Source organism: Streptomyces sp. JN8 (assembly GCF_055808075.1).
Window position 1 is genome coordinate 8,177,970 of sequence record NZ_CM147852.1, and the last position, 15,751, is coordinate 8,193,720.

The 15,751-nt window shown below is 70.1% G+C and carries 12 protein-coding genes and 2 pseudogenes; 4 read left to right on the plus strand and 10 right to left on the minus strand.

Annotated elements, in window-relative coordinates; translation table 11 throughout:
- Positions 1 to 59: 59 nt before the first annotated feature.
- From ACY0MR_RS35930 to ACY0MR_RS35955, 6 genes are all read right to left on the minus strand, one after another.
- On the minus strand, positions 60 to 1,649 hold the full coding sequence (locus ACY0MR_RS35930) for a phytoene desaturase family protein (RefSeq protein ID WP_473557909.1): 1,590 nt from the start codon (positions 1,647 to 1,649) through the stop codon (positions 60 to 62).
- On the minus strand, positions 1,642 to 2,094 hold the full coding sequence (locus tag ACY0MR_RS35935; RefSeq protein ID WP_473557911.1) for an SRPBCC family protein: 453 nt from the start codon (positions 2,092 to 2,094) through the stop codon (positions 1,642 to 1,644). Before ACY0MR_RS35935 ends, ACY0MR_RS35930 begins: the two co-directional genes overlap by 8 nt.
- A 28-nt stretch (positions 2,095 to 2,122) precedes the next feature.
- Positions 2,123 to 2,482, minus strand: coding sequence for a plasmid stabilization protein (locus tag ACY0MR_RS35940; RefSeq protein WP_473557913.1), 360 nt, complete (start codon positions 2,480 to 2,482; stop codon positions 2,123 to 2,125).
- Positions 2,483 to 2,598: 116 nt separating this feature from the next.
- Positions 2,599 to 3,600 carry a PHP domain-containing protein gene (locus tag ACY0MR_RS35945; RefSeq protein ID WP_473557916.1) on the minus strand — a complete coding sequence of 334 codons (1,002 nt, stop codon included), beginning with the start codon at positions 3,598 to 3,600 and terminating at the stop codon, positions 2,599 to 2,601.
- On the minus strand, positions 3,597 to 4,496 hold the full coding sequence (locus ACY0MR_RS35950; protein WP_473557917.1) for an SDR family oxidoreductase: 900 nt from the start codon (positions 4,494 to 4,496) through the stop codon (positions 3,597 to 3,599). Before ACY0MR_RS35950 ends, ACY0MR_RS35945 begins: the two co-directional genes overlap by 4 nt.
- 395 nt (positions 4,497 to 4,891) lie before the next feature.
- Positions 4,892 to 5,914, minus strand: coding sequence for a DNA topoisomerase IB (locus ACY0MR_RS35955; RefSeq protein WP_473557920.1), 1,023 nt, complete (start codon positions 5,912 to 5,914; stop codon positions 4,892 to 4,894).
- A 680-nt stretch (positions 5,915 to 6,594) separates the two neighbouring features.
- Between ACY0MR_RS35955 and ACY0MR_RS35960 the strand changes: the two genes are divergently transcribed.
- Entirely contained in the window at positions 6,595 to 7,044 is a 450-nt protein-coding gene (locus ACY0MR_RS35960) for an SRPBCC family protein (RefSeq protein ID WP_473557922.1), read from the plus strand.
- Positions 7,045 to 7,332: 288 nt separating this feature from the next.
- On the opposite strand, the gene ACY0MR_RS35965 is transcribed toward ACY0MR_RS35960, so the two are convergent.
- The 3 genes and pseudogenes from ACY0MR_RS35965 to ACY0MR_RS35975 all read right to left on the minus strand — a co-directional run bounded on the left by ACY0MR_RS35965 (position 7,333) and on the right by ACY0MR_RS35975 (position 10,145).
- A complete protein-coding gene (locus ACY0MR_RS35965) occupies positions 7,333 to 7,734 on the minus strand; it encodes a cofilin family protein (RefSeq protein WP_473557925.1) in 402 nt (133 codons plus the stop codon).
- Between the two features lie 330 nt (positions 7,735 to 8,064).
- Positions 8,065 to 9,532, minus strand: a pseudogene (locus ACY0MR_RS35970) (aminotransferase class I/II-fold pyridoxal phosphate-dependent enzyme).
- 274 nt (positions 9,533 to 9,806) lie between these two features.
- The gene (locus tag ACY0MR_RS35975) at positions 9,807 to 10,145 is read right to left on the minus strand and encodes a DUF3140 domain-containing protein (protein ID WP_473557927.1); all 339 of its coding nucleotides are present in this window, start codon (positions 10,143 to 10,145) and stop codon (positions 9,807 to 9,809) included.
- 599 nt (positions 10,146 to 10,744) lie between these two features.
- Between ACY0MR_RS35975 and ACY0MR_RS35980 the strand changes: the two genes are divergently transcribed.
- Together ACY0MR_RS35980 and ACY0MR_RS35985 are read left to right on the plus strand one after the other, a co-directional pair.
- Positions 10,745 to 11,872: an aromatic acid exporter family protein gene (locus ACY0MR_RS35980; protein ID WP_473557929.1), complete on the plus strand. Its 1,128-nt coding sequence runs from the start codon at positions 10,745 to 10,747 to the stop codon at positions 11,870 to 11,872.
- 299 nt (positions 11,873 to 12,171) lie between these two features.
- Positions 12,172 to 12,501, plus strand: coding sequence for an STAS domain-containing protein (locus ACY0MR_RS35985; protein ID WP_404086833.1), 330 nt, complete (start codon positions 12,172 to 12,174; stop codon positions 12,499 to 12,501).
- 344 nt (positions 12,502 to 12,845) lie between these two features.
- Here the strand turns inward: ACY0MR_RS35985 and ACY0MR_RS35990 are convergent, their stop codons facing one another.
- Positions 12,846 to 13,226 carry an STAS domain-containing protein gene (locus tag ACY0MR_RS35990; RefSeq protein WP_473557932.1) on the minus strand — a complete coding sequence of 127 codons (381 nt, stop codon included), beginning with the start codon at positions 13,224 to 13,226 and terminating at the stop codon, positions 12,846 to 12,848.
- 814 nt (positions 13,227 to 14,040) lie between these two features.
- Between ACY0MR_RS35990 and tal the strand changes: the two are divergent.
- Positions 14,041 to 15,159, plus strand: a pseudogene (gene tal, locus ACY0MR_RS35995) (transaldolase); the annotation flags it as partial.
- Positions 15,160 to 15,751: the final 592 nt, after the last annotated feature.

The following is a 15,751-nucleotide window of genomic DNA, read 5'->3' on the forward strand; positions in this document are numbered from 1 at the left end:
CTCGGACAGCCCATGTGTGCGCGCAGGCGCAGGGGTCTCTTCGTGTTCTGCGGCACGCGTCATACGCGTTGGGCCCGGTGGAGCAGGCTGGACGGTGTGTGGGAGCGCAGGGCGGCGCGGGCGGCGTTGGCGCCCGGCGCTCCGTGTACGCCGCCGCCGGGGTGGGCGGCCGCGGAGGCCAGGTAGAGCCGTTCGACGGGTGTCTCGGGTCGTCCGGTTCCGGGCGTGGGCCGGAAGACGAGCTGTTGGTGCAGGGCGGTGGTGCCGTTGTTGATGGCGCCGTTGCGGAGGTTCTCGTTCATGGCCTGCAGGGTGGTGGGGGCCAGGATCCGGCGGGCGGCGATCCGGTCGCGGAATCCGGGTGCGAAGCGTTCCACCTGTGCTTCGATGCGGTCGGCCATGGCGTGCTGTTCACGCCGGTCCCAGCGGCCGGTGATGCCGTCCGGTCCGGCGTCGGCCGTGATGTGCTGGGGGAGATGGGTGTAGGCCCATGCCGACTCGGTGCCGGTCGGTGACCGGGTCGGATCGGCGGTGGTCATCTGGCCGAACAGGGTGAACGGCTCGTCGGGGATCTGCCCGGCGGCGATCTGGGCGGCGAAGCGGGTGAGTCCGTCGACGCCTGCGGCGAGGTGCACGGTCCCCGCCCTGGCGGCCTCGGGTGCCGTCCAGGGGACCGGGCCGGTCAGAGCCCAGTCGATCTTGAAGGTCGCGAAGTCCCACTGGAAGCGTTCCAGGTCGCGCACCAGGCGGGAAGGGAGGTGTTCCTCGCCGACCAGGTCCCGGTAGAGGGCCGGTGCCGAGGTGTCGGCCAGGACGGCGCGGCGGGCGCCGACGGTCTCGCCGCTCGCGGTGGTGACCCCGGTCGCGGTGCCGGATCGCAGGGTGACTGCGGCGACCCGCTCGCCGCAGCGCAGCACGCCGCCGCGGCGCTGCAGCCGGTTCGTCAGCGCCGTGGTGAGCGCGCCGGCGCCTCCGACGGGGACTGGGAAGCCGTGGCTCTGCCCGAGCATGGACATGAGCCAGCCGAAGCCGCCGCTGCCCGCCGCTTCGGGGGCCAGGTCCGCGTGCAGGGCGTTCCCGGCCAGCAGGATGCGGCCGCCCTCTCCGGCGAACTCTTCCTCGCCCAGCCGGCGGACCGGGAGCGCCAGTTTCCGGGCCAGTCGCAGCCCTCCGGAAGCCCGGACTCTCGTGGCCAGCCGCCATCCGGAGCGGAGCGGCGGGAAGGGGGTGAACAGGGCCTGGACGAGATCCGGCCCGAGCCGGTTCCACGTCCGGTACAGGTCCAGCCATGATGGCCCGTCTGCTGCGGCGAACCGTGCGAGGCCCGCGCAGGTGTCCTCCACGTGGCGTTCCAGAACCGCGCACCGCCCGTCGGGCAGGGGGTGGGCCAGAACGGCGGGCGCGTGGCTCCAGCGCAGGCCTTCGGCGGCCAGGTCGAGGCGGGCCAGGACGGGGGAGGCGGCGGCGAGCGGATAGAAGGCGCTGAAGACGTCGGAGACGAAGTCCGGGTGCACGCCGCGGTCGCTGCGCACGGCCCCGCCCGGTTCCTGCTGGGCTTCGAGGACCTCGACGCTCCATCCCGCGTCGACGAGCAGGTTCGCGGCCACCAGACCGTTGGGGCCCGCGCCGATCATCACCGCGTCAGGCACGGAGCACCTCCTGCGGCTGCTGTTCGACGAGCCGCGCCAAGCGGGGCAGCATGCCGCGGTGGCGGAGCTGGAGAACCGCGTCGGACAGCGGGTTGTGCAAGCGGCCGCCCAGACCGCGCAGGGGATGTTCGTCGCAGACGACGAGCGTCTCCTTGCCCCATGGCCGCAGCTGAAGAAGGATCCTCGCGGTGCCGAGGGATGTGAAAGCCGCCTCGAGCTGCAGCTCCTTGACGGCCTCCTGGTGGCGCACGGTCGTGGTGCCCTCGGTGGACCAGGGGCCCAGCCGGATGGTGTAGCGCAGCCGGGCCCCGGGCGCGGGCCAGAGGGCGTCGAGTGGCGTGGACCGGGAAGGGCCCACCACCCACTGCCCGTACCGGGTCGGATCGGCGAGGACGGCCCACACGGCGTGCGGGGGCCGGCGGACGAGCTGGTGGCGGACGGCCACGGGAACACCTCTTCCCTTGCGTGCGGTGTCAGTGACCGAGGGCGTTCTTGAGCTGCTGCTTCGTCATGGTCGAGCGTCCCTCGATGCCGCGCTTCCTGGCCTCCTGGTAGAGGTCGTCCTTGGTGCGTTCCGACGAGGAGCCGCCGGACTTCTCCCCGCCGCGCGACGACGTGCCGCCGCCGGACTTCTCCCCGCCGCGCTGCGAGGCGGACTTGCCCTGGGTGGAACTGCGGCTCGCGGTCTTGCTCTCTCCCGAGCGCGCGCGTTCCTTGTTCACCGTCCGGGAGGCCATCTCCTTGGCGCGGCCCTCGGACATGCCGCGCTTCTCCCCGGACTCCTTGATGTGCTCGTACTGGCGCTCACGCTTGGGGCTGGATCCTCGTGGCATGACGAACCTTCCTCGGCAGTGCAATTCCGCGGTCACGGTGCGGCTACCCCCATGACGCCGCAATCCACGCGAATCCGACTGCCACTCTGCAAAGGCGCAGGACCACGCAGGTCTCGTCATGCGTGCCTGCTTCTGCCGGCCAGCAGCCGTTCGAGGGGCCACGTGGTGATGAGCCGGTCCGCCTCCACTCCGATCCGCGCCGCCCGGGCGTAGCCGGTGCTCTGCCAGTGCAGCTGCTCGGGAGCATGGGCGTCGGTGTCCACGGCGAACCGGCATCCTGCCGCGGCGGCCGGCATCAGCAGGTCGTCGGGCGGGTCGCGCCGTTCGGGGCGGCAGTTGATCTCCACGGCGGTACCGGTCTCCGCGCATGCGGCGAACACCGCCTCGGCGTCGAAACGGGACTGCGGGCGCCCCCGGCCGGTGACGATCCGCCCCGTGCAGTGCCCCAGGACGTCGACCAGCGGGTTGCGTACCGCCGCCAGCATCCGGGCCGTCATCGGTTCGGGCTCCGAACGGAGCTTGGAGTGCACGGATGCCACGACGATGTCGAGCCGGCCCAGCAGGTCCTCGTCCTGGTCGAGCGCACCGTCATCGAGGATGTCGCACTCGATGCCGGTGAGCAGCCGGAAGCCGGAGCCCATCTCGGAGTTCACGGCCGCCACCGCCTCCAGCTGGCTTCTCAGCCGCTCGGGGCTCAGACCGTGGGCGATGGTGAGCCGTGGCGAGTGGTCGGTCAGAACCGCCCACCGGTGGCCCAGGGTGCGGGCCGCGTCGGCCATGTCCTCGATGGGGCTGCCGCCGTCCGACCAGTCGGAGTGCAGATGGCAGTCCCCGCGGCTTCGGGTCCAGAGATCCCAGGCGGCCGCCGCCTCCGGGCCGGCTTCGGCCTGCAGGCGCGCGAGGTAGTCCGGGACGGTTCCGGTCGATGCCTGGGCGATCACTTCGGCGGTGACGGGACCGACGCCGCGCAGCCGCACGACCTGGGCGGCCTCCACCGCTCCGGGAGGCAGCTCGCGGACGGCGTCGGCCGCGGTGTGGAAGGCCCGCACCCGGTACGGGGAGGTTCCGCGCCATTCGAGGAGGAAGGCGATCCGGCGCAGGGCTTCGTCCGGAGTCACGGCAGTGGTGTTCCGCCGGTGGCGTTGACGATCTCGCCGGTGATGTAGGAAGCCTGGTCGGAGGCGAGGAAGACGAAGGCAGGTGCCATCTCCACCGGCTGCGCGGGCCGGCCCAGCGGCGACTGCTCTCCGAACTTCGTCGCATCGGGCATCGTCGCCGGGATCAGCGGAGTCCACACCGGTCCCGGCGCCACCGCGTTGACCCGGATGCCGCGCTCGGCGAGCATCTGCGCCAGTCCGTGGGTGAAGGAGACGATCGCCGACTTGGTCATCGCGTAGTCGAGGAGATGCGGGCTGGGCTGGTAGCCCTGTACCGAGGCGGTGTTGATCACCGACCCTCCGCGCGGCATGTGGGCCAGGGCGCTCTTGGTGAGCCAGAACATGCCGTACAGATTCGTCTTCATCACTCGGTCGAACTGCTCGGTGGTGATCGCCTCGATGCCGTCCGGCTGGGACATCTGGTAGGCGGCGTTGTTGACGAGGAGGTCGATCCCGCCCAGCTCGCCGACGGCCTGCTCGACGAGAGCGGTGCATTGCTCCTCGTCCCGGATGTCGCAGGCGACGGGCACCGCCCGGCGGCCTGCTTCTCGGATCAGTCGCGCCGTCTCCCTGGCCTCCGCGGCTTCTTCGGGAAGGTGCGTGAAGACGATGTCGGCTCCCTCCCGGGCGAAGGCCAGGCAGACGGCCCGGCCGATTCCCGAGTCCCCTCCGGTGACGAGCGCCCTGCGGTCGAGCAGGAGGTCGTGGCCCCGGTAACTCTGTTCTCCGTGATCGGGGCGCGGACGCATGGCCTCGGTGGAGCCGGGGTGGTCCTGGTCCTGCTCGGGAAACGGCGGGCGGGGGTGGAGCCCCACGGGGTCGACGAGACGCGGGCCGGGGCTGGAGGGGGAAGTCATCGAAGGACCGTCCTGTTCGACTGTGGTCAGGAGGAGGGCGGGTACGGGCTCGCCTTGAGACGCGGGGCGAGGTGGGCGGTGTTCGCGGCGAGCGTGGTGCCCATGCGCTTCCGCTACCCGGACATCAGCCCTGTATCCACTGAAAGATCCCGATACCGGCCGATCAGTGTGCGCAGCCGGAACTGTTCGGCCGTATGCGTGCTGCCACCACGAGTACCGGTCCGTTGCCGACTACGCGAACGTGTGGGGATCCCGCGGCGGCGGGCGGCCCCGTGGCGGAGTTCTTCCGGCCTGATCGGTCACGACCGCCGGGTACAGGCCGCCTGTGATTCCACCGTTGCCGCAGCCCGGCCCGAACGGTTCCGGCCCCGCCCGGTGCCGCATCCAAGCCGTCGTCACGGACCCGCCGAATCGAGAAGCCGCAGAACGGCGCGTTCGACGCGGCCATGGGTGGCGGGGTGGCCGAAGACGCCGTCCCTGCCCAGCTCGCCCAGGGCCGCCGCGATGGTCTCTCCCCGGTCGTAGAGCTCGATGACGCGCGGATCGATGTAGGACGCCCTGCACACCGCCGGCGTGTTGCCCAAGTACCCGCTGACCTCGCGCACGGCACGGGCTACGACCCTGCTGCGGCGGGCGGCGGAGCCATCGGTGGTGTTGTCGGAAACGGCGAGAGCGACCGCCGCCAGAACGGTCGCGTACCAGGTCCTGAAGTCCTTCGCCGTCACATCCTGCCCCGACCCGTCCCGCAGGTAGGCGTTGAGATCGTCGCCGTGGAGCACGCGCCACTCCGCGTGCTCCCAGTACACGAAGAGCCTCGAGTCCGCGTTGCCGCGCCGCAGCAGCGCACGGACCACCTTGTACGCCTGATCGTCCACGAGTGCGCGCGTGACCTCCTTGCCCGACTTGGCCGGAAAGTGCAGACGGATCTCCCCGCCTCGGCAGTCGGCGTGTTCCCGAAGCAGGGTCGTCAGGCCGAAGCTGCCGTTGTCGCGCGCGTAACCGTCGCCGCCGACACGGAGGAATCCCAGATCCAGGAGGCGGGTCAGGCAGGCCAGAACACGAGCCCGAGACAACCCGCGCCCGGCGATGTCACTGTCCACCTGTTGCCTCAAGCGGGGCAGCGAACGGGCGACGCGCTGGACGTGCTCGTGCTTGGCGGCGTCCTGCCGCTCGCGGAATGCGGCGTGGTAGAGGTACTGGCGCCGGCCCGCCGCGTCCGTCCCCACCGCCTGGATGTGGCCGTTCGGCCAGGGACAGACCCAGACGTCCTCCCAGGCCGGAGGAATCACCAGGGCGCGTACCCGGTCGCGATCGTCCGGGGGCAGGGGCTTCCCGCCCTTGTCCAGATAGCGAAACCCGCGGCCGTGACGCACACGGCTCCACCCCGGCGTGCTCGGATCGCTGGTCCGCAGCCGCACCCTCAGTCCTCGTCAGGGTGAGCCTGCGTACGAAGGACCCACGCTTGCCCCGTGCAGTCGTAGGGGAGCGGTGGGAACCGATGCCCGCGCACATCGGTGCTCTTGCTCCACAGGTGCTCTCTGCCACAGTCGCATGCGTAGATGCCGCTCTGGGTCACGATCTCGCCCGGCTTCCACTCTTCCCTGTCGTTCATGGTGGGCCTCTGCCCCGGTATGGCCGTTTCACCCGACTGCTTTCCAGTTCAAGGATCAAGCCCCCGGGGCTCGGAGCCATTGATCGTCGGCCGCGGAGCCATGCGGCGAGGAGACAGGCGGTCACGGGGGAAGTGCTTGCGGTGGTGCTGTCTTGCTCGGCATGTGAGGTTCGAGACGGTCGGCGATCGTCTTGCCTTGGCATGAGGGTCGAGGGCAGCAGTGTCTCCGCCTACGGCCTGACGGCTGGAAGCAAGCCATGGAGCGACACTCGCTCCTTGCGCGATCGAAGGTCACGGCGGCCCCGGTCTGCGAGTGCGACACCAGAGGTCCGTTCGGCCCGAAATGGAACCCCTCTGGGGTGTTCGTCGGCGAAGTCCGGCATGGGCACGCGCGCGCGGGCACGGATGAGAGACCCCGGCGAAACTGGGCGGGCTCCTGCCAGGCCCGGCCCCTGCGTCGCCCCCCACCAGCAGAGGAGCCCACCCATGTCGCACGTCAAGGAGTCGATCGAAGTCGAAGTTCCGGTTCGTACCGCGTACGACCAGTGGACGCAGTTCGAGACGTTCCCCCAGTTCATGGACGGAGTGGAGCGGATCGAGCAGCGCGCGGACAGTCTGACGCACTGGGTGACAAGCATCGGCGGGGTGCGCAGGGAGTTCGACGCGGAGATCACTGAGCAGATCCCGGACACCAAGGTCGCCTGGGTCACGGTCGGTGACGAGATCGAGCAGTCCGGCCTGGTCACCTTCCAGCCCATCGGCCCCTCCCGCACGCAGATCACACTGATGATGGATTTCGACCCTGAGGGGATGACGGAAACCATCGGCGACACAATCGGATTCGTCGACCGGCAGGTCAAGGGTGACCTGAAGCGGTTCAAGCAGTTCATCGAAGACCGGGCCGCGGCCGCCAGCGGATGGCGAGGACAGGTCTGACGAGACCAGGAGCCAGACCCGGCAAGACGCCGCGGCCCAGTCTGGGCGTCTCGTCTTTCGCAGACAGCAGGCGAAGCGCTCAAGGAGTGCAAGAATCCCCGGCAGGTGCCACGGGACGCCGACACTGCTGGACCACGGGATGCCGCTACCGCACCGCCGCTACCAGGGCCCCCGGTGAGTACGCGCCTGCCCCCGCCTACACGCAGCGTCCGGCGACACCGCAGCTGGAAAGTAAGCACGGAAGGGGACGAACGATGCGGTACGCGACAGGCGCCCCTTCAGCCGTGCTCACTTGTCGGCGAGTGCGACGAGCCGTGGGTAGGCCAGCTGTGTGGAGATGCGTGCGATCAGATGGACAGGCACGTCGGTGCACTGCGTTTTCAAGATGTCGTAAGCAGGGGCGTAGGCGGCCTCGTCCTCGTCGGCGGTGGCAGGCATCCACCAGATCAGAAGATACGCATGCCGGCGGGCGCCGGCATGCGTGGCGTAAGGGACTTCGTGGACGAGCAGCCGCGCCTGGTCGGGCGGGAGGCTTGCGATCAGTTCTTCTGGTGTCCAGTTGGCCTCGGCCTCCACGTCCAGCGTGCTGCCGGTGAGCCGAAGCACCACGGTGTTCACGTCCCGGTGCTCCTTCACACGACGAAACGCCTCTGGGCAGCTGTCCGCGGGCTGGATGACTGGGCTGTTCATGGGAGCTCCACAGCCGGTGAGATGTGGAGCAGGTCGCGGCTAGAAGCTGCTGCAGGCGCCGAATCTCCGTCTGGGCCGGCTGTGCGGGGATGCAGACCTCCGCTGGACTGTCCCGGGGGCGAGGCCCTCAGCCCACGGGCCTGCTTGCTGGCGCCGGCCTGCTTCAGCAGTGGGGAGACGCCCGGCAGTGCGTCTCCCACGGGCGGTACGAGTTCGTCGATGTCCTCGGGCTCGTGGCGGTGCATACCGAGAACGGGGTAAGTGGTTCGGCCCATGGTGATCGCCTCCGTCCAGGCCTCTGCCCGCCGGGCCGTCGTGCAACCCCCGGTATCAGCCCTCGCGCAGGACGCGGACGCTCGTGGCCTGCGGGTCGACGGCGTCGGGAACGACCATCCCGGCCTGCACACCGGTGCGCAGATAATCCAAGACCTCGCTGGTCAGGCGCTCACCCGGCAGGACGGCGGGGATCCCCGGCGGGTAGGGCGTGATCATTTCCGCGGCGACCCGGCCTGCGGCAGCTGCGGAATCCACCTGCTCGGTCGGGCCGAAGAACGCATCCCGTGGGAGGACCGCCTGCTCCAGGCGCAGTCCGCCCGGCGACGGGACGTCCACGGGCTGGCCTGTGCGCAGGGCGGGGGAGTGGGCGGCCAGATCGTTCAGGGCGGACAGCAGGGACGTCGGCGGTCTCCTTGTCGTCGGCGTGGGTGAGCTGAGCGCTGATGCGCCGGTGGTCGGCGATGTGGAGGTTGATGCGGTGGTGGGTCCGCAGCCAGTCGGCGGCCCGGTAGCCGGTGACCTGCCAGGCGCTGATGTCCATGATGATCTGGAGCGGGTCGAGGTCGTTGGCCTTGCCGGGGCCGCAGAAGTCGTCGCGGCCGTGAACGCGGATGCCGCCGATGTCCGCGATCCGGGAGCGGACGTCGTCCGCGAGGGCCAGGGCGCGGTCGTAGAGGCTCCGGCCGTGTTCGACCATCTGCCGACGCCAGCCGTCGAGGGCCGCGTAGACCAGGACGGAGGGGCTGGTGGTGCCCAGCAGGTCCTCGCGGCTCTTGAGGACCTCCGGTTTGACGAGGTCGCCCTGGAGATGGAAGACCGAGCTCTGCTCCAGTCCGGAGCCCATCTTGTGGACGGAGGTGACGCAGACGTCCGCGCCGGCGTCCATCGCCCAGGTGGGCAGGTCGGGGTGGAAGGGCAGGTGCGCGCCCCACGCCTCGTCCACGACGAGCGGCTTGCCTCGCCGATGGCAGACGTCGGCGATCGCCGCGAGGTCCGAGCAGGTGCCGTAGGGGGTCGGGGTGGTCACGAGTGCACCCTGGGCGTCCGGGTGCTCCGCGAACGCCGCCTCAAAGGCAGCCGCGGACGGGGCATGCGCCAGGTGCCGCTCCGCATCCCATGCAGGCTCGACCCACACCGGGCGGATCCCGCACAGGATCAGCCCGGAGATCACCGACTTGTGGGCGTCGCGGCCCACCAGAAGCTTCTCGTGGGGGCCGGCGACCGACAGCATCGCGGACTTCACCGACAGGGAGCTGCCGCAGGTCGAGAAGAAGGCATGGTCGGCGCCGACGGCATCGGCCATCAAGGCCTGCGCCTCCTCGAGGACCCCGCGGGAGGACATGCGGTCGTCGAGGCCGCTGATGGCGAGAACATCCGACCTGAACACGTCGTCGCCCAGCACCGCGCGCACCCGCGGGTCGGCTCCCCGGCCCTGCTTGTGGCCGGGAGGGGTGAAGGGAGTCTGTCCGGTCGCGTGGTAGGCGGCGAGGGCATCGAGCACGGGCGTCTTCGACTGGTCCATACCCAGCGGCTGCCCGGCATCCCCCGTCCCACGCGGGAAACGCCGGGGGAGTGGTGAAGCCGGCGCCGCCGGAGGTCGGGCCGAAAGGTCTCTTGCAGCGCTGATGCTCTCGTGCAGGAGACGCCGCCGCAGGCGAGCGCGGCCTCCACCGCAGCGCTCCCGGCGTGGCGCATGCCGCCTGCATGGTCCACGGTCCTGGAATGCTCGTCGTCACCCACAGGAGCCCATGCTGGTGTGCCGAATCCGGCCCCGCGCGTGATCGACGGGTCATGTGTCAGTCGGCCAGGGGGTCGTGTCCCCAGTTCATGAGGGAGTGGCGCCACGTGGTGTCCCGCACATCGCCGGAGGGCCGCTGCGCCTGATGACGACGGATGTAGCCGTTGACCTTCGTCATGTGCTGGTAGTCCGCGTCCGTCAGGTCGCTCCTCGATGTGCGCAGGATCTCGACGATCCTTCGGCCAGAGGCATGGCCGGTTGACTCATGACCCCCCTTGTGCTCGCCGGCGTCCTTCGATGTGCTGGTCGCCAGCCATCGTTCCAGCTCCGCCGGCGGCATGTTGACCAGTGTGCGGAAGGCATCCCACGTTTCGGCCTCGTCCTTGTCGTGTGCCACGAACCCTCCTCGACGTGCTCGTTCAGCGCATCAGGCCCGAAACCTGCGGGCGAGACCTTCCCCGGCCTGCCCTCTACCTGTAGACGCGCTCCTTGTCCGCACCCTGTCGGCGACAACCCTTCAGCGCATCCGCAAGGACACCAACTGGCGCAAGGCGGAGCCGCTGGATCAAGCGACCAAGCGACCAAGCGACCGTCCGTACTCGTGATGTGGCCCCTGGGGCCGCGGTCTGCATCGCGCGGTCTGCATCCCGCGACACGACGAACCGCGATTGCCTTCGGAGTCGGAGATCCTCCTGTCTTCAGGAACGCCTGCGTATCTCCGGCCGCTCTCCGGCCGGAGAAGCGACCGCTCAGGACCGGCGTGTGGGCGTGAGGCCTTGGGGCATGCGGGTCACGAGCGCTTGGGGGCGCTTGGAGATGCAGAGCCTGCCGGCCGCCCCCTCCGGCAGCCTCTGGGGTGGAGGAACGGCCCGCACCTAACGGGGAGCGGGCCGTTCGGCCTGCGGTTCGGGAACCCTGACGGCCGACCCACCCCCATTCCTTCCAGCTGGACGCGAGCGTGGTGGGTGCGGGACAGGGGGCGTGGCAGAGAGGGGAATGACGATGCTGCACAGAGCGGGGAACGCCATCGCCGCCGTGGTGGGGCGCGTGGGCAGGGGACTGCGTTCTCCCGGGCCGGAGCGAGACGATCTCGTGCTGGGTGCGAAGAGCGTGGGAGCAGCCACGTTGGCCTGGATACTCGCCCGGCATCTGCTGCCCGCGGCCGTGACGACCTTCGCACCCTTCACCGTTCTGGTCGTGCTGCAGGCAACGGTCTACCGGTCGGTACGCGAGTGTGCCCGGTACCTGATGGCCATGACCGCGGGCGCCGTGCTGGCCGCCGGCCTGGCGGCCTGGGCCGGGATCCACTGGTGGGCGTTCGCCTCTCTGATGCTGCTGGGCCTGGCCGTCGGCAGATTCCGCCCCTTCGGAAGCCAGGGCGCGCAGGTCGCCGTGGTTGGGCTCTTCGCCTTCTCCACCGGGGGAGGACGCCTCGACTACATCGGCCACCTCATCGCATCGGTGGCGATCGGCGTCGCCTGTGGAATCGGCGCCCATCTTCTCCTTGCCCCAGCCCGGCACACCCGCCGCCATCAGGCGTCGGTCGCCGCCGTGTGCCAGGACGTCTCCGCCGACATACGCCTGCTTGCCGACGCGTCGGGCACGGGAGACGGAGACGTGGACGCGGTGGGACGCTTGCGCGGAGAATGGCGGAGGCTTGCATCGACGTGCGACCGCCTGCACGGTGAGGTGGACGCGGAGACGGAGAACTCCCTCCTCAATCCCCGTCGCACCGTCGATCCCCGCGATGAGGCCATGCCTCGGGCCCGCGAGGCGCTGACCATCGTTCAACGCTCACTGGACCATCTGCAGTCCATGACGCGCACCCTGGAATACGCTCTGGCCGACGGTCACATCCAGTCCGTGCCGCCGTCGTTCCGCTCCGAGTACGCGGCGTTCCTGCACCACGTGTCAGACGTCCTGGAAGAGATAGGGCAGTCCGAGCGCACCGACGCCCGGCGCCTGGAGGAACTGTTCGACGTCGTCGCCGGCCATCTGCGCCACCTGCAGCAACCGCATGTGGATCAGGCCGCGCCCACGATCCAGGGGACGTTGCTTACGGATGCTGCTCGCCTCATCGCCGACGTCCGCTCCCATCTCCACATCATCGCCGTGAGCGCGTGACAGCCTCGGCCCTCCCCGCGGCGGGACCGGGTCGGAGCGGACAACAGGTGGGCGGTATCGATGCCCTGTCGTGGACTGCGGTGTGGGCAGCGGACTTTCACCACGAGGGGGCGGTGTGGGACGGTCGCAGGACACCAGCCTGGTCTGGTAGGAGACCCCGAGCCGCTCGCGCAGGCTCTCAGCAGAGGGCCGGGACGCGGTTCGGGTGGTCTTGCTGGTCTGTGCGTGACCTCACGTCACGCTCCTGGCACCCCGCAGCCGGGGTGCATCGGGCTCGACCCTGATGAGAGGGGCGAACCATGAGCGATCTGATCCTCATCACCCACGAAGACTCCGACGCCACCACCATCGCCGTGGCCGGAGAGATGGACCTCACGTCCTGCCCCGCCCTCGAGGAGGCCATAGGCCGGGCCTCCCTGGCCGACGGAGCACCGCTTTACATCGACATGTCGCAGGTGACCTTCATGGACTCCTCAGGCCTCAACCTCCTGCTCCAGCTGAGCCTTCGCCTCGCTGACGGCGGGAACCGACTCGTGCTCACCGGCGTGCAGGAAGCAACGAGGCGGGTGCTCACCCTGACGGGCGCCGACGCCCTTCTCCTGCCTGCAGGCACGCTCGCACGCGGGTAGAGCCTCCACGGACGAAGCCGAGGACGGCCGGGTGCCGAACGCCCGCGGCGGATGGACCCGGCCCGGAGGGCAGCCGTGAAGGCGACCACACGCGACCGGCCCGGCCCACCTCTGTCGGGCCGGGCCGGGTGCGTGTCGATGCACTGAGGGTGGTCCCCTGCGCAGCCCGCCCCCACCTGCCCGAAGTCCGGGTCTCGAGCGGAGGGGGCGCGCGGCCAGGGTGAAGGGAGCCGGTTGTACGTCGTGAGGCGCCGGCCGGGGATGCCGCCTCTAGCCGGGTCTAGGCGTGAGCGCGAACGCCGGGAACGGTCGGCAGCCCGCATCTGATCCGATGGGCGTTCGTTTCAGGTCTCGACGGGGAACAGAGGCGTGGTGCCCGTGAGGTCGAAGAGTTGGCGCAGCTGGGGCGGGACGGGGCCGATGAGGGCGAGTCGCCCCAGACCCTGTCGGGCGCGAAGGAGGGCGTGGATGACGGAGGTGTCGCCGAAGACGACACCCGACACGTCGAGCCGGACGCTGGTGGCGCCATCTGCGCCGGCGTCGGCCAGGGCGCGGTGCAGGCATCCGACGCTGTCCATGTCGAACTCGCCGGCCGCTACCAGCTCCGCGGTGCCGTCGAGCCCGGTGGCCCGCCGGTAGACGCTCGCTCCGCCCGGCGCGCTGTAGATGTGCCCTCCGCCGGAGGAGGCGTGCAGCACGTCAACGGGGGTGTGGTCGTCGTTCATCACGTGGACGCACCTCGTATCACGTCAGGACCCAGAACCCCGGCACTTTTCGTGGGTGAGGCGTGGGAGCTCCAAGGCCGGTCGGTGACGGCGAGGGGGATCCCGAGCCCCGCGCACAGCCGGCGTATGCGCGCGAGCACGCTGAGCGAGGCACCGTCGGCAGGACCGGCCGCCAGATGCAGGCGCTCGCCCAGTGGCCGGTGGGAGAGCAGCAGACGCTGTGAGTACTGTACGGCGGCGGCTCGGCAGGTGACGTCGAGATCCGTGGGAAGGCGCAGGGCCAAGACTCGGCCTTCGATGGCGTGCTCCGCAGACATGCAGGGCTGCTTTCACCAGACCGGCGGCGCACCACCGCCACACCACAGGGGTAGGGGAGCACAGCCGGGAACGGGTCGGATTCACGTTGTGACGGGGGCCGTCACAAGGGACGTCAACGACCTGAGCCAGGGAGGAGCCCCCGGCCGTTCGACCAGCGGAAGCACCAACCCTCCACGGTTGGAATGAAGCGCTTCACCTGCGCGTCCACCGGCCTTCGGTACTCCTCACGATACGCCTTCACTCAGACCCTGCCCCCGAACGTCAACCCACACCCCACCGCCCCCAGAGCTCCTGAAGCCGATCGGCGCCCTACGCCCCAAGGCGGGAGGCCGGGAGCATCCCAGGCCAAGCTCGGCTCTTTGGGGTATTGCGCTTGTTACCGGGCGATCCGGGCAGGCGACCAGAGACACCGTGCGAGTGCCGCCGCCGGCAGTCCGCCCATCAGGCGACATCGCCCCCCAGCGTGTGCGGCGCCGTACCGCTTTGGAGGTCCTGTATGTCTGTCTCCGCTGAGACCAGCCCGCTCGCCGCCCTGTCCGCTGCCGGAGTGTCGGTCTGGCTCGACGATCTGTCCCGGGAGCTTCTCGCCGGCGGGGAGCTGAGGGAGCTGATCGCGGACCAGCACGTCGTGGGAGTCACCACGAATCCCACGATCTTCGCCTCGGCTCTGTCGAAGGGAGACCGCTACGACGAGCAGCTGCGGAACCTGGGTCAGGCAGGAGACAGCGTCGACGACGCGGTCTTCGCCCTGACCACCGACGATGTCCGCGAGGCCTGTGAGGAACTGCTCCCCGTGTACGAAAGGAGTGCGGGTATCGACGGCCGGGTGTCCATCGAGGTCGACCCCCGCCTCGCCCATGACGTCGACTCCACCGTTGCCATGGCCCGCAGGCTCTGGGAGACGGTTGACCAGCCGAACCTGTTCATCAAGATTCCCGCCACACGGGCGGGACTGGAAGCGATCACCGCGGTCACTGCCGAAGGCATCAGCGTCAATGTCACGCTGATCTTCTCCCTGGACCGCTACCGCGACGTGGTGCACGCCTACCTGCGGGGCCTGGAGCAGGCTCAGGCCAACGGCCTCGAGCTGGCGGACATCCACTCGGTGGCCTCGTTCTTCGTCTCCCGCGTGGACGTCGAGGTCGATCGCCGACTCGACGCCGTCGGTACCCCGGAGGCCCTGGCGCTCAAGGGCAGGGCCGGAGTCGCCAACGCGCGCCTCGCGTTCCAGGCCTACGAACAACTCCTCGTCGACCCGAGGTGGCAGCGCCTCGCCGCGGCGGGTGCCCGCACCCAGCGCCCCTTGTGGGCGTCCACCGGCGTCAAGGACCCGGCCCGGTCCGACACGATGTACGTCAGCGAGCTCGTGATCGCAGGCACGGTCAACACCATGCCCCGCGGCACGCTGGCCGCGTTCGCCGACCACGGAACCGTTCCTGTGCACCCGCCCACCGTCGACGACTTCACAGCCGCCAAGGACCACCTTGCCGCACTGGAGCGGGTCGGCGTCGACTTCCGCGACGTCACCGACACCTTGGAGCGCGAGGGACTGGCCAAGTTCGAGGCCAGCTGGGGCGAGCTGGGCGAGTCCGTGTCCCGCGAGATGCGCGCGAAGCCCGACACTGCGGTCGCCGGTTCCGAGAGCGCTGACCTGCTGGCGATCTACCTGGGCGATCACTACGCCGCGGCCACCGGCGGCCTGGAGCTGTTCAAGCGGGCCGCGGACGCCCGCAAGGGCGAGCAGGACGGCCGTACGCTCGCCGGGCTCGCGGACCAGATCGACCAGGACAGGAGCGCACTGGCCCGGATCATGGCGGATCTGGGCGTCTCCATCAGCCAGTCCAGGACGGCAGCGGGCTGGCTGGCGGAGAAGGCGGGCCGCCTGAAGACCAACGGACACCTGTTCTCCCGCTCCCCGCTCAGCGACGTCCTGGAAGCGGAAGCGATGCTGACCGGCGTTCACGGCAAGGCGGCCTGCTGGCGCACGCTGCGCGCCTTGGCCCCGACGGACAGCCGGCTCCACGTCGGCGACCTCGACACGCTGCTGGACCGTGCCGCGCGGCAGAGCGCCGTGCTGGAAGAGGTCCGCGCCGCAGCGGCAGCCCGGACACTGGGATCAGCGGAGAACGCCGCGTGATGGCGCGAACGCGGGCGGCTGCCGGAGCCACAGCTCTCAGCCGCGGGGGCGCATCACCCACCAACCGCGG